This window comes from Microlunatus elymi (genome assembly GCF_007362775.1).
Taxonomy (GTDB): Bacteria; Actinomycetota; Actinomycetes; order Propionibacteriales; family Propionibacteriaceae; genus Microlunatus; species Microlunatus elymi.
In genome coordinates this window covers 3683232-3696333 of record NZ_CP041692.1, presented here as the reverse complement: position 1 = coordinate 3696333, position 13102 = coordinate 3683232, and the positions used below count along the sequence as shown (strand labels likewise).

Below are 13102 nucleotides of genomic sequence, written 5' to 3'. Positions count from 1 at the left end.
TGGGCTATAGCGCAACTACCTTCTGACAAGTCGGTGGGTGTCAGGCGGTGACTTCGTGCAGCAGGCCGGTGTCAACGTCGAAGACGAAGCCGCGGACGTCCTCGCGGTGCGGCAGGAACGGCGAGGTACGGATGCGTTCCAGCGCGGCCTTGATGTTCTCCTCGCTGGCGCCGAACGGTTCCGGCTGCCACGGCGGCTCGACCCCGGTGGCGGCCTGCAGCTCGGCCCGGAACTCGACGTCGCTGAAGGTGGTCAACCCGCACTTGGTGTGCTGGATGATCATCACCGCGGTGGTGCCGAGCTTGTGCTGACTGATCGCCAGCGACCGGATGGTGTCCTCGGTGACCAGGCCGCCGGCGTCGCGGATCACGTTCGCGTCACCGAGGTGTACGCCGAGCGCCTGGACCGGGTCGATCCGGCAGTCCATGCAGGTGACGATGGCGACGTGGCGACTCGGTGCGCCGGCCAGACCGGGCTCGTACTGTCCGGCGTAGTCGCGATTGGCTTCGACAAGATGATCGATCTCAGACACGGCGACATGGTAGTGAGTTGGCCGACGGCCGCCGCCGCGAGGTCGACATCCGGCGGACAACGGTCAGGATCGGTCAGGATTCGAGAAGCGACTGTCGGTGCTGCTGACTAGCGTGAGCGGCATGGACCTGATCATTCATCAAAGCATGTTGCCGCACGAGGATGCCGACGCGTCGCTGGCGTTCTATCGCGACACCCTCGGCTTCGAGTTGCAGAACGACGTGGAGTACGGCGGAATGCACTGGCTGACCCTCGGCCCGCCAGGTCAGCCGGACAGCGCGATCGTGCTCTACCCCGTTGCCGCGACTCCGGGATTGACCGACCAGGAGCGGCGGACCATCGGCGACATGATGGCCAAGGGCACCTTCGCCAGCATCAATCTGGCCACCAAGGATCTCGACGCCACCTTCGAGAAGGTGCAGGCCGGTGATGCCGAGGTGGTTCAGGAGCCGACCGATCAGCCGTACGGGATCCGAGACTGTTCCGTCCGCGACCCGGCCGGCAATCTGATCCGGATCAAACAGCTGGACTGATCGCTCGGTCGTGGCACGATCTGACGGGTGAGGAGTGCACCGGGTGGAGCCCGCGGAAAATCTGGTCTACCTGATCAACGCCGGCGCGACTTGGCGCTGCTGCGCCGGGTCCGCGACCGGATGGATCGCGAGTACGCCCAGCCGCTGGACGTCGAGTCGCTGGCCCGCGGCGTCGGCATGTCGGCCGGGCACCTGAGCCGGGAGTTTCGCCGCGCGTACGGGGAATCGCCGTACTCCTACCTGATGACCCGGCGGATCGAGCGGGCGATGGCGTTGCTGCGCGGTACCGACCTGAGCGTCACGGACATCTGCTTCACCGTCGGCTGCTCGTCGCTGGGCACCTTCAGCACCCGCTTCACCGAGTTGGTCGGGATGCCGCCGAGCCGTTATCGCGTCGAGGCCACCGGCGTGATGGCGGGAGTGGCGCCGTGCGTGGCCAAACAGGTGATGCGGCCGATCAGGAACGGCACGCCGCGGGACGAACAGTCGATCAGGAGTAGTGCTGCTGCAACGCCGTCCGATAGCGCTCGCTGATCAGCTGATGGGCCTCCAGGTCGGCGGCCGTCGGCTCGATCTCGCGCGTCACCGGCACCTTCCAGTCCGGCAGTTGCCCGGTCAGTGCCCACGCGGCCTGCCGAGCGGCACCGACGGCGACGCTTTCGAACGGTTCGGTGACGGTGATCGGGCGTCCCATCACGGCTGCAGCGATCGCCTGCACCGCCGGCGACTGGGCCGCGCCGCCGGTCAGGGTGACGCGCGTGACCGGGGTGGTCTGTTCGGCCAGCACCTCGATCCCGTACGCGAGACTCCACAGCACGCTCTCGATCGCAGCCCGGGCGAGGTTGGCCGGGGTCAGGTTGGATCGGGTGATACCGAGCAGTTCACCGGTCGCCTGCGGCAACGGTGGCGTCCGCTCGCCCTCCAGGTACGGCATGAACGTCAGACCCTCGGCACCGGCCGGTGCGGACATCGCCAGCGCGCTGAAGTCGGTCAGATCGACCCGCAACAGGGCGGCGGTCGCCTCGAGATTGCGGGCGCAGTTCAGCGTGCAGACCAGCGGCAGGAAACGTCCGGTCGCGTCGGCGAAGCCGCAGACCGTGCCGGTCGGCTCATGACTCTGCCGGTCCGCCCGGGTGTAGGCGGTGCCGCTGGTGCCGAGACTGACGATCGCCTCGCCGCTGCCGACGCCGAGGGCCAACGCGCCGGCCATGTTGTCGCCGGTGCCGGGCGCTATCGCGATCCCGTCCGGGGTCCGGCCGACGATCTCGTCCGGCGCGGCGACGCGGGGGAGATTCAGGTCGTGGCCGATCGCCAGCTCGACCAGGTCGTGCCGATAGCGGTTGGTGGTCGCGTCGAAGTAGCCGGTGCCGGAGGCGTCGCCGCGGTCGGTGACCGGATCGAACGAGCCTCCGCCGAGCTTCCAGGTCAGATAGTCGTGCGGCAGCATCACCGTCCGGGTGCGCTCGGCGTTGGCCGGCTCGACCCGGCGCAGCCAGCGCAGCTTGGTCACGGTCACCGAGGCGACCGGAACCGTACCGAGCTGCCGGGCCCATTCGGCGCGGCCGCCGAGTTCCTCGATCAGGTCGACGGCATCCGGGGCGGACTTGTTGTCGTTCCACAGCATCGCGTCCCGGACCAGCGTGTCGTTCTCGTCCAGGGTGACCATGCCGTGCTGCTGGCCGCCGACCGCGATCGCCTCGACGCCTGCCAGCAGCGCCGGGTCGGCGGTCGCCTCTCGATAGGCGCGCCACCAGGCGTCGGCCGACACCTCGGTGCCGTCCGGATGCGACGCCCGGCCCGACCTGACCACAGCTCCGGTCTCGGCGTCGGCGACGACCACCTTCACCGACTGGGTGGAGCTGTCCACGCCGGCCACCAGCGTCATCCGTTCGCCTCTCCGTTCAGTCGTCCTCGGGTGCGACCATCAGCGGGAGTCCCCGTTCGCGGAACGGACGCAGCTGCTGGTCGTCGACCTCGCCGGCGAACGCCAGCTCGTCGATCTCGTCGATGCTAGCGAACTGGACGAAGGCGCTCTTGCCGGCCGCCGAGGCGTCCGCGATCGCGATCACCCGACGGCCGACCAGGGTCTCGGCCCGGCTGACCGCGGCGCCCGCGGGCGAGTGGTCGGTCAGCCCGTCGGTGCTGCTCACCCCGGCCGCGCAGACCACGCTGATGTCGGTACGCAGCCGGTTCAGTTCGGAGATCGCCCAGTCACCCTCCTGGCCGCCGGAGTGCGGACTGACCGTGCCGCCGATGTTGTAGACGCGCAGATTGGCCGATCGCGGGCTGCGGCTGCGGGACAACACGATCGCGGCGTCGAGGAAGTTGGTCACCACGGTCAGCCCGTCCGATTCCGGCGGGTCGGCGGCGATCGCCTCGGCCAGCCCGAGCGCCGGTGCGCCGGTGCCGATCAGCAGCGTGCCCTGCCGCGGCAGTTGTTGCCACAGCCGCCGGCCGAAGCCGGTGTAGCGGGGGCCGGGTCGTCCGGACAGCTGAGTCGCCGGCGCGGGCTGCACCGGCACCGCACCGCCGTGCACCCGGACCAGTCGGCCGTGCTGCTCCATGGCTCGCAGGTCGCGTCGTACGGTCTCGGGTGCAACGCCCAGCCGGGCCGCTGCCTGCACGACCTCGACCCGGCCGTCGGCGCGCAGCCAGTCGGCGAGCTGCTGGTGCCGTTCGCGCGCCGGCCCGCGGCCGGTGGCCGATGCCTTCTCCATGATCATTTCCCCGTCGGTGCCCGTCGCGCCGGCTACTTGACGGCTCCCATCGCCAGTCCGCGGACCAACCGTTTCTGCGCCACCCAACCGGCGATGATCACCGGCAGCACCGCAATCGTGGACGCCGCCGACAGCACCGCCAGGAACTGCCCGCGACCGTCGACGAAGCTGCCCAGGAAGGGCGGCGTCGTCCGAGCGACCACGGCGGTCAGCAGGTTGGCCAGGAAATACTCGTTCCAGGCGAAGATGAAGCAGATCAGTGCCGCCGCTGCGGCGCCCGGCGCCACGATCGGCAACGAGACCCGCCACAATTCACGGTTGTAGGACGCTCCGTCGATCTGAGCCGCCTCGACCACCGCGTACGGGACCTCGGCGAAGAACGATCGCATCATCCAGATCGCCAGCGGCAGATTCATGCCCAGGTAGAGGATGCCCAGCGTCCACAGGTTGTCCAGCCCGCCTATCACTCGCAGCAGCAGGAAGACCGGGATGATCGAGGCGGCCACCGGCATGAACTTGGTGGAGATGAAGAAGAACAGCAGATCCTGCCAGCGTTTCACCCGGCGCACCGACAACGCGTACGCGGCCGGGATGGCCAGCAGCATCACCACGACCGTGGACCCGATCGACACTGCCGCTGAGTTGGCCAGATAGAGGCCCATTCCGCGATCGAACACGGTCGCGTAGCGGTCCAGGGACAACGAGGTGATGAAGGTCGGCGGGAACTGTGCCGCGGCCTGCTCGGTCTTGAAGCTGGTGAACAGCATCCACAACACCGGGAAGAAGAACAGGAACACCAGCACCCAGGTCAGTGCGGTGATCCCGACCCCGCCGATCTTGCGGCGGGTGAAACGGCTGGTCCCGGACGTCCTTCGGGTGGACGCGGCAGTGGCAGGCCGGGTCGATTCGGCGGTCGCGGTCATCGTCCGCCACCTCCTTCCTCGGTGAACACTCTGAACATCGTGCGCAACGCGATGGTGGAGACGACCAAGGTGACGATCACCGTGACCACGCCGTACGCCGCCGCCTCGCCCACCTGCTGGCCGATGAAGGCTCGTTCGTAGAGCAGGTAGGACAACGTCTTGGAGTGACCGGCGCCCTTGGTCATGATGTTGACCGGATCGAACACCTGGATCATCAGCACGGTGCCGAGCAGAGTGGCCAGCTCCGCGTAGGTCCGCAGATGCGGCAGGGTCATCGTCCGGAAGATCCGGAACGGCCCGGCACCGTCCACCTGCGCCGCCTCGAGCACCTCACCGGACTGCGACTGCAGGCCGGCGAGCAAGATCAACATCATGAACGGGGTGTACTGCCACGTCAGCACCATGGTGATGGTGACGCCGGGGAAGTCGGTGTTCCAGGACACCGGTGGGATGCCGACCAGGCCGAAGGCCCAGTTGATCATCCCGACGTTGGCGTCCAGCAGCGACCACTTCCAGATCAACGCCGAGGCGGCCGGCATCACCAGGAACGGAGTGATCAACAACGTCCGGGCGACGGCCCGGCCGACGAACTTGCGATCCAACAACATCGCGAAGATCAAACCGAGCACCAGCGAGATGATCACCGACGAGCCGACGATCACCACCGTGTTCAGCAGAGCCGGGAGGAAGGCGCCGTTGCGGATGACGGCAACGTAATTGTCGAAGCCGGCAAAGGATCTGGCGTCCGGCCGGGCCAGATTCCAGTTCTGGAATGAGTAGTAGATGGTGACCAGGAAGGGCGCCTGGGTGACAACGATCGCCACGATGAAGGCTGGCAGCACCAGCTTGCGGCCGAATCTGCGTTCACCCTGCTCGGCCTGTCCGAGCGGGGGAGTGGCGTTCCTCGTCTTCGCCTTGCTCGGTGCCACACCGGAGGCGGCGGCTGCGGTGCTCACTTGGATGCCTCCTTCTTCTGGATGTCGCCGGCGACCTGGGCGATCTTCTGTCCCTTCGCCAAGGCCTGCTGGACCGTCTGGCCGCCGGAGAAGGTGTTGGCGATCTGCTGCGAGGTCTGGTTGCCGACGTCCTGGAATTCGGGGATACCGACGAACTGGATTCCGGTCCAGGGCTGCGGGTCGACGCCCGGCTGCTTGGGGTTGACCGACTTCATCGTCTCGGCGGTGATGTCGGCGAAGGCGCTGCTGGCCTGTTGGTACTTCGGGTTGTCGTAGAGCGACTGCCGGGTGCCGGGCGGCACCCTGGTCCAGCCGAGCTGCTGGCCGACCAGGTCCTCGTACTGCTTCGAGGTGGCCCACTTGACGAATTCCCAGGCTGCCTTCTGGTGTTGGGATTCTGCGTTGATGCCGAGGTTCCAGGACCACAGCCAGCCGGAGGACTTCGTCTTGTTCACCGGGGCGGCGACGTAGCCGACCTTGCCGGCCACCGGGCTGCCCTTGGCCTCCAGCGTGCCGGCGGCCGAGGTGGCGTCGTACCACATCGCGGCACGACCCTGCTGGAACAGGTTCAGGCACTCGGTGAAACCGAACGACGCGGGGTCGCGCTCCCCGGAGCTCTTGATCGTGTTGACGTAGAAGTTGACCGCGTCGGTGAAGCCGGGCTGGTCCACCTGGGCATCCCATTTCATGTTGTACCACTGGCCGCCGAAGGTGTTCACCACCGTGGTCAGGGGAGCGAACATCTCGCCCCAGCCGGGCTTGCCACGCAGGCAGATCCCGGCTCGATCCTGGTCCGGGTTCTTGATCTTGTTCGCCAGTTCGGCGACCTGCTGCCAGGTCGGATGATCCGGCATGGTCAGTCCGGCCTGGGCGAAGAGATCCTTGCGATACATCAGGAACGAGGACTCGCCGTAGAACGGCATTGCATACAAGTGGTTGTTGTAGCTGACGCTCTGTCGGACCGGTGCGAAGAAGTCGTTGACGTCGTAGCTGCTGTCGGAGTTGGCGAGATCGGTGAGGTCGTCCAGCCACTTGTTCTGGCCCCAGATCGGCACCTCGTAGTTGCCGACCGTCATCACGTCGTACTGTCCGCCCTTGGTGGCGACGTCCTTGGTGGTGGCGTTGCGAAGATCATTTTCCTCCATCATGATCACGTTGACCTTGATGTCGGGATGCTCTTTGGTGAACTCCGGCAGCAACTGGGCCAGATCCTGCATCTGCGGGTTGTTGACGCTGGCCAGGGTGATGGTGGTGACGCCGGGCTTGTTGCCGAGGTTGCCGAAGCCGGCACAGCCGGAGACCGTCAGCGCCAGGAAGAGTACGGCGACCAGAGCGGTCAGCCCCGCTCTCGCGCGCCGCCGGTTGTGGCCGGTACCCCGAATGGTGTGCATGGTCGCCCCTCTCGTCGCTGAGTCGCATCCAGTGCACAGACGAGCAGGGATCGCACCCTGCCGACCGAGGTTGAGCCCGGTCTTGGAACGCCTGCGATCCGGACAGTACTGCATCGACCGATGCCCGGTCCAGAGTGTTTGGTGCCGATTTTGGTCGAAAATGTTGCCCGGTTGCGGCATCTTGATGCCCGAGTGTGATGAACTGTCGTACGCTTGCTCGCAAATCCGACGGACGGAGCGGGCGATGGTGTCGACACCGACAATCCCCCGCGGCGGCGCGATGTATCCGCCGCAGCGGCAGCAGGCGATCACCGAGCTGCTGCTGGCCGAGGGACGTCGGGTGAGTGTCGGCGCGATCGCGGATCGACTGCGGGTGGGTGCCGAGACCGTCCGTCGTGATCTTGATCTGCTGGAACGTCGAGGTCTGCTCCGCCGAGTACGCGGTGGTGCGGAGTTGGTGGAGTCGTTGCCCTTCGAACGGGCGTTGGCGGCACGGCACGCCGACCAGGCCGCGGAGAAGCGGGCGATTGCCGACGCCGTGATCAAGGAACTGCCGGCCGAAGGTGTGGTCGTGCTGGACTCCGGGTCACTGACCTACGTGGTGGCCGAGCGAATGCCGACGGACCTGCCGCTGGTCGTGGTCACCAACAATCTTCCCGCTGCGGCACTGCTGGCCGGTCGGCCCAAGGTGACGGTGATGACCTTGCCGGGCATGATCCGCGGCCTGACTCAGGCGTCGGTGGACGGTTGGACCACCCGACGACTCGAGACGGTCAGTGCCGACCTGGCGATCGTCGGGGTGAACGGCCTGACCCCCGGGCTCGGGCTGACTACCACCAACCCGGAGGAGGCAGCGGTCAAGCGCGCCATGCTGTTGTGCGCCCGCCGCCGTCTGGTTCCCGTCGTGTCCGCCCGCATCGGCCGGAATTCCTTTTGCAGCTTCGCATCCGTCAATGAGGCGGACAAGATCATCACCGACCCCGCCGCGGCACCCGAGACCGTCGCCGACCTCCGCGTCGCCGGCCCGGAAGTCCACGTCGTCGACCAGGACGACATCACCTGACTTGTCTCAGCTGCAGGCGAGCGAGGTGTGGCGCGTTTGGCCGCCGTCCTCGGCCACTAGCTGCGCCACGAGAACTGCCGAGGGCCGGTCGCGAGTCGTCTGAGGGTGGCGAGCGAGGAGAGGGACAGGATGAGTGCCATCCAGAACGTGTAGTAGACACCGATGGCGAGGGCGAAGACGAAACCGGTCACGCCGATGACGTCGCCGGAACCGTCCGCGACCACGGTGCCGGCGGCACCGATGATCAAATAGCAGAACGTGGCAATCAGGCCGCAGCCTATCGGCAAGCAGCCGGGTTCGGCCCCGAAACAGGGCGGACCGCGGCGCCGACCTGGTTGGATGCAGACGTGACCTTCGAGGTGGTGTACCTGGCCCGGCACGGGCAGACGGAGTGGAATCAGCAGGGCCGCCGGCAGGGCGGCCTGGACTCCCCGCTGACCGCGGCCGGACGACAGCACGCCGCCGACCTGGCGGCGCTGGCGAAAAGTCTGGAGGTTGACCTCGTTGCCAGCAGTCCGATCGGTCGAGCTCGGACAACGGCAAAACCATCTGCTGATGCGCTGGGGCAGAGCGTCCAGATCGTCGACGAGTTGGCCGAAGTTGATCATGGAGCGATGGCCGGGCTGACCACGCCGGAGGTCGACGTTCGGTTCCCCGGTGCGCTGGAACGGCGCCGGTCGGACAAGTACCGCTGGCGATTCCCTGCCGGCGAGAGCTACGCCGACGCCGAGATACGGGCCGCGGCGGCCCTGGAGTTGATTGCCGAGCTCGGCACCCGTCGACCGTTGATCGTCTCGCACGAGATGATCGGCCGGATGCTGCTCAAGAATCTGATCATGACCACGCCGGAGGTCGCACTGTCCGTGCAGCAACCGCACCACGTGGTCTTCCGGGTGGATCCGGCAAAGCGGCTGGTGGAGGAATTGGCGACCACCTGACGTCGGTACGCGGCCGGTCGGTTTGTCCTGGTGTGCTCCGGTGGCGGAAGATTGCCCGGTGAACGAGAAGCGGTACGGCTCCGGTGACGATTCCTCCTCTCCCGGACGGCCACCACGTGGCCGGGGCAGCGGAGGCCAGCGGCGTACCGGTGGCGGCTCCGCGGGCAGCGGACGATCCGGTTCCGGTCGAGGGGGATCGCGCGGCAGCGCTTCCGGCCGGGCAAGCTCGGGCCGCGACGGTCAGGATCGTCGAGGTGGTTCGTCAGCCGGTCGCGGTGGGTCGTCGACCGGTCGTGGCGGACCGAACCGTGATCGTGGCGCGTCCGGAGGCCGCGGCGCGTCCTCGTCGGCGCGGAGCGGCGGCAGCGGCAAGTTCGAGGGCCGACGGCCGGCAGGTCAGCGGCGCAGTCAGGAGCGGGATCAATCCGGTCGCGATGACTGGCGGCGTCGTGATCGTGATCAGCAGCCAAGCGGACGCGACAGCCGCGGTCGCGATGATCAACAGCGACCGGCCAGGTACTCCGACGACCGACGGACCGGCCGCGGCGAACGCGCCGGCGGCTACCGAGCCCAGGATCGCAACCAGCGTCGCACCGAGCCACCGAACCAAGATCAACGTGGTCGTGATGATCGTGGTCGTGATGATCGTGGTCGTGATCAACGTGGTCGTGATCAACGTGGTCGTGACTATCGTGGCGGTGGTGATCGCGGTCGTGAGGATCGTGGTCGTGATCAACGTGGTCGTGATCAACGTGGTCGTGACTATCGTGGCGGTGGTGATCGCGGTCGTGATCAACGTGGTCGCGACTATCGTGGGCGCGATGATCGGGGTCGTGAACAACGTCATGATCAACAGCGCCATGATCATCGCGATCACCGTGGCCGCGGGGACGCCGATCGTGAGGAGCGCCGGATCCCGCCGGGATTGGAAGCCAAGCCGGACGAGCCGCACATCCCCGAAGGCACCGACATCCGCAAGCTGGACCGAAGCGTACGGGCCGAGCTGCGCAGCCTGCCGAAGGACCTGGCCGAGATCGTCGCCGGCCATCTGTTGCTGGCCGGAGAACTGATCGACACCGATCCGGAACGCGCGTACGCCCACGCCGAGGCCGCCCGCCGACGCGCCGCCCGGCTGCCCATCGTACGTGAGGGAGCGGCCGAAACCGCTTATGCAGCAGGGAAGTTCGACGTCGCGCTGGGCGAGTATCGGGCGCTGCGACGGATGACCGGCTCGGCCGACTACCTGCCGGTGATGGCCGACTGCGAGCGGGCCCTGGGCCGGCCGCAGCAGGCGTTGCGGTTGATCAAGGAGGCAGCAGGGCAGCCGATGGATCCGGCTTCCTCGATCGAGTTGCGGATCGTCGAAGCCGGTGCCCGACATGATCAAGGTCAGACCGCCGAGGCCGCCCGGCTGATGCGGGCCACCCTGGCCGGACTGGGCAGGCAGGCAGCCGACCCGTCGATGCGTCTGCCGGTGGCCCGACTGCAGTACGCGTTGGCTGACGTCCTGCTCGACCTGGAGGATCCCGTCGGCGCGCAACGGGCGTTCGCCCGCGCTGTCGAACTCGACGATGACGGGGCCACCGATGCGCAGGAGCGGTTGGATCAGCTGAACGGGCTGCAGATCACCTTCGACGACAGCGACGACGGTGACGATGACAGCGACCACGACAGTGACGACGACCTCGATTCGACCGGCGACGAGGATGACGGCGGATCCGACGAAGGAGAACCGCGTGCTGATTGATCGCTACGACTCCGCTCTTTTCGATCTTGACGGGGTGATCTACCTCGGCCCGCAGCCGGTGCCCGGAGCGGCGGAGGCTCTCGACCGGCTGCATGATCACGGCGTACGCATCGGCTACGTCACCAACAACGCGGCCCGCACCCCGGCCGCCGTGGTCGACCAGCTTCGCGGCTTCGGCATCGCCTGTGAGGAAAGCGATGTCGTCACATCGGCGCAGGCGGGCGCCCGGGAACTGCTGGATCGCTTCGGTCCCGGTGCACGGGTGCTCGCCGTCGGCGGCGACGGGCTGCAGACCGCACTGGACGAGGCCGGCCTGGTCAGGGTCGACAGTGCCGATGATCATCCGGTCGCGGTGATCCAGGGATACCACCCCGACCTGAGCTGGCAGGCGATCACCGAGGCCGCGCTGGCCATTCGGCAAGGCGCCTTCTGGGTGGCCACCAACACCGATCCGACTCGGCCGACCGAGCGGGGCCTGGTGCCCGGCAACGGTGCCGCTGTGGCGGCCGTGCGCGCGGCTGTCGAGGTCGATCCGGTGGTCGCCGGCAAGCCCTACCGGCCGTTGATGGAGGAGACCGTACGACGGCTCAAGGCGGATCGGCCGATCTTCGTCGGCGACCGGATCGACACCGACATCGCCGGTGCCGGAAATCTGGACATCGACAGCCTGCTGGTGCTCACCGGATCGCACGGACCGGTGCAGTTGTTCTCCGCGATGGGCATCGAACGACCGACCCATCTCGGCGCCAGCGTCGCCGACCTGCTGCTGGCCGAACGCGTGGCCGAGCAGACCGGCGAGGACAAGGTCGCGGTCGGCGACATCGAGGCCTCGATCGACCGGCAGCAGCAGCTGCGGCTGTCCCGTGAGCCGGCCGACGACGAGTTGCTGGACGCGATCTGGGCAGCGGCCAAACTGCTGTGGCAGTGTGCCGACGCGGATCTCCCGGTGTCCGGCCTGGAGTTGGCCGGCCGGCTGAGCAATCGGCTGGATTCGCACCACTGACCGAGGTTGGGAGGACCTCTGATGACCAACCTGGCAGCCTTGGCCGAGGAGCTGATCGCCGCCCAGAAGGCGAATCGGGAGTTGTTGCAGCGCAGCGTCGGCGCCGAGCTGGAGAAGTCGCTGGTGCGGCTCGGCCTGGCCCGGATCGCCGACGTCGATCAGCTGCGCGGGGAGGTCGCGGGGCTGCGCGATGAGGTGGCCGGTTTGCGCGCCGAACTGACGCAGCTGAAGAAGGCCCAACGCAAGAAAGCCCAACGCAAGAAGGCACAATCCAAGAAGGCACACCACCACAGCAAGGGAGCAGCATGAGCGAGCCGACTGCCGCACCGGAGCCGCCGCACACCGGCGAGCTCGCGGTCGATCAGGCACTGGAATCCCTTCCTGGGTTGGCATCCAGCCCGCTCGACGAGCATCATGATCGGCTGGCCCGCGTGCACGAGGAGTTGCATCGGGCCCTCAACGCCGAACATTCCGCCGACCAGGGCGGCGCCTGATCAGCAGGCTGGATGTCGAGCTGGCTGCCCGAGGACTCGCCCGATCCCGCAGCCACGCTCGGGAACTGATCGATCAACGCCTGGTGCTGGTGAACGGATCGGTTGCCGGCAAGGCGTCCCAGCAGATCGCCGAGCATGATCAACTCGAGCTCACCGAACACGATCCGTACGTGTCCCGGGCCGCGTACAAGCTGATCGGCGCGCTTGACGATCTCGGCCTCAGCGTGCCCGCCCGGGTGCTGGACGCCGGCGCCTCCACCGGCGGATTCACTCAGGTGCTGCTGGAACGCGGCAGCGCCGAGGTGATCGCGATCGACGTCGGACATGATCAACTGCATCCGTTGCTGCGGCAGGATCCGCGGGTGATCCCGTACGAGGGTCACAACCTGCGTGATCTTGATCTCGACCTGCTCGACCGCCGGCCGGTCGAGCTGGTGGTGGCCGACGTGTCGTTCATCTCGCTGACGCTGCTGCTCGGCCCGCTGACCTCCGTGATCGGATCGGGCGGACGGCTGTTGACCATGATCAAACCGCAGTTCGAGGTCGGCCGGGAACGTCTCGGCAAGGGCGGCGTGGTGCGCACCGATGCGCTGCGACGAGCCGGGGTACAAGCCGTCGTTGAGGCGGCCGCGACCATCGGCTGGCATCCGCAAGCAGCGGCCCGCAGCCGCCTGCCGGGACCGGCCGGCAACGTGGAGTACTTCGTCTGCTTCGCATCGCGTCCGCCGGCGCCCGGAGTCATCGACGGCTTGTTCGATCAGGACCCCGCCGGCCGCTGATCCTGCGGCCCGCAGGCGGTGTCCGAG

General features: G+C 67.5%; 17 protein-coding genes. 9 read left to right on the top strand and 8 right to left on the bottom strand.

Annotation, left to right across the window (positions count from 1 at the left end):
- Positions 1-40: 40 nt before the first annotated feature.
- Positions 41-532: a beta-class carbonic anhydrase gene (locus tag FOE78_RS16550; protein ID WP_210414627.1), complete on the bottom strand. Its 492-nt coding sequence runs from the start codon at positions 530-532 to the stop codon at positions 41-43.
- 121 nt (positions 533-653) lie between these two features.
- Here FOE78_RS16550 and FOE78_RS16545 point away from each other — a divergent pair, with 121 nt between their 5' ends.
- A complete protein-coding gene (locus tag FOE78_RS16545) occupies positions 654-1064 on the top strand; it encodes a VOC family protein (protein ID WP_143987277.1) in 411 nt (136 codons plus the stop codon).
- A 120-nt stretch (positions 1065-1184) separates the two neighbouring features.
- Entirely contained in the window at positions 1185-1598 is a 414-nt protein-coding gene (locus FOE78_RS16540; RefSeq protein ID WP_143988863.1) for a helix-turn-helix transcriptional regulator, read from the top strand.
- On the opposite strand, the gene xylB is transcribed toward FOE78_RS16540, so the two are convergent.
- Genes xylB through FOE78_RS16515 form a run of 5 tightly spaced genes read right to left on the bottom strand, consistent with a single transcriptional unit; the run spans position 1555 to position 7051 of the window.
- Entirely contained in the window at positions 1555-2949 is a 1395-nt protein-coding gene (gene xylB, locus FOE78_RS16535) for a xylulokinase (RefSeq protein ID WP_143987276.1), read from the bottom strand. The two genes, FOE78_RS16540 and xylB, sit on opposite strands and share 44 nt — an antisense overlap.
- A 16-nt stretch (positions 2950-2965) precedes the next feature.
- On the bottom strand, positions 2966-3781 hold the full coding sequence (locus tag FOE78_RS16530) for a DeoR/GlpR family DNA-binding transcription regulator (protein WP_168207555.1): 816 nt from the start codon (positions 3779-3781) through the stop codon (positions 2966-2968).
- A 32-nt stretch (positions 3782-3813) separates the two neighbouring features.
- Complete coding sequence (locus FOE78_RS16525; protein WP_143987274.1) at positions 3814-4704, bottom strand: carbohydrate ABC transporter permease; 891 nt, start codon at positions 4702-4704, stop codon at positions 3814-3816.
- Positions 4701-5660 (bottom strand): carbohydrate ABC transporter permease, encoded by a 960-nt coding sequence (locus tag FOE78_RS16520; protein ID WP_228265860.1) that lies wholly within the window; start codon positions 5658-5660, stop codon positions 4701-4703. The genes FOE78_RS16525 and FOE78_RS16520 overlap by 4 nt, the downstream gene beginning before the upstream one ends.
- Entirely contained in the window at positions 5657-7051 is a 1395-nt protein-coding gene (locus tag FOE78_RS16515; protein ID WP_143987273.1) for an ABC transporter substrate-binding protein, read from the bottom strand. The genes FOE78_RS16520 and FOE78_RS16515 overlap by 4 nt, the downstream gene beginning before the upstream one ends.
- 244 nt (positions 7052-7295) lie before the next feature.
- Here FOE78_RS16515 and FOE78_RS16510 point away from each other — a divergent pair, with 244 nt between their 5' ends.
- Positions 7296-8114: a DeoR/GlpR family DNA-binding transcription regulator gene (locus tag FOE78_RS16510; protein WP_168207554.1), complete on the top strand. Its 819-nt coding sequence runs from the start codon at positions 7296-7298 to the stop codon at positions 8112-8114.
- 56 nt (positions 8115-8170) lie between these two features.
- Here FOE78_RS16510 and FOE78_RS23665 read toward each other — a convergent pair whose 3' ends face one another.
- Complete coding sequence (locus FOE78_RS23665) at positions 8171-8362, bottom strand: hypothetical protein (protein ID WP_168207553.1); 192 nt, start codon at positions 8360-8362, stop codon at positions 8171-8173.
- Between the two features lie 99 nt (positions 8363-8461).
- Here FOE78_RS23665 and FOE78_RS23660 point away from each other — a divergent pair, with 99 nt between their 5' ends.
- Positions 8462-9052, top strand: coding sequence for a histidine phosphatase family protein (locus tag FOE78_RS23660; protein WP_168207552.1), 591 nt, complete (start codon positions 8462-8464; stop codon positions 9050-9052).
- Between the two features lie 262 nt (positions 9053-9314).
- Here FOE78_RS23660 and FOE78_RS23655 read toward each other — a convergent pair whose 3' ends face one another.
- The gene (locus tag FOE78_RS23655) at positions 9315-9920 is read right to left on the bottom strand and encodes a hypothetical protein (RefSeq protein WP_168207551.1); all 606 of its coding nucleotides are present in this window, start codon (positions 9918-9920) and stop codon (positions 9315-9317) included.
- A 57-nt stretch (positions 9921-9977) separates the two neighbouring features.
- On the opposite strand from FOE78_RS23655, the gene FOE78_RS16495 reads away from it, so the two are divergent.
- Genes FOE78_RS16495 through FOE78_RS16475 form a run of 5 tightly spaced genes read left to right on the top strand, consistent with a single transcriptional unit; the run spans position 9978 to position 13075 of the window.
- Positions 9978-10799, top strand: coding sequence for a tetratricopeptide repeat protein (locus tag FOE78_RS16495; RefSeq protein ID WP_143987270.1), 822 nt, complete (start codon positions 9978-9980; stop codon positions 10797-10799).
- Positions 10789-11802 carry an HAD-IIA family hydrolase gene (locus FOE78_RS16490; RefSeq protein WP_228265859.1) on the top strand — a complete coding sequence of 338 codons (1014 nt, stop codon included), beginning with the start codon at positions 10789-10791 and terminating at the stop codon, positions 11800-11802. Before FOE78_RS16495 ends, FOE78_RS16490 begins: the two co-directional genes overlap by 11 nt.
- A 21-nt stretch (positions 11803-11823) precedes the next feature.
- Positions 11824-12111 (top strand): hypothetical protein, encoded by a 288-nt coding sequence (locus FOE78_RS16485; protein WP_143987268.1) that lies wholly within the window; start codon positions 11824-11826, stop codon positions 12109-12111.
- A complete protein-coding gene (locus FOE78_RS16480; protein ID WP_143987267.1) occupies positions 12108-12296 on the top strand; it encodes a hypothetical protein in 189 nt (62 codons plus the stop codon). The genes FOE78_RS16485 and FOE78_RS16480 overlap by 4 nt, the downstream gene beginning before the upstream one ends.
- Entirely contained in the window at positions 12293-13075 is a 783-nt protein-coding gene (locus FOE78_RS16475; protein ID WP_143987266.1) for a TlyA family RNA methyltransferase, read from the top strand. The genes FOE78_RS16480 and FOE78_RS16475 overlap by 4 nt, the downstream gene beginning before the upstream one ends.
- Positions 13076-13102: the final 27 nt, after the last annotated feature.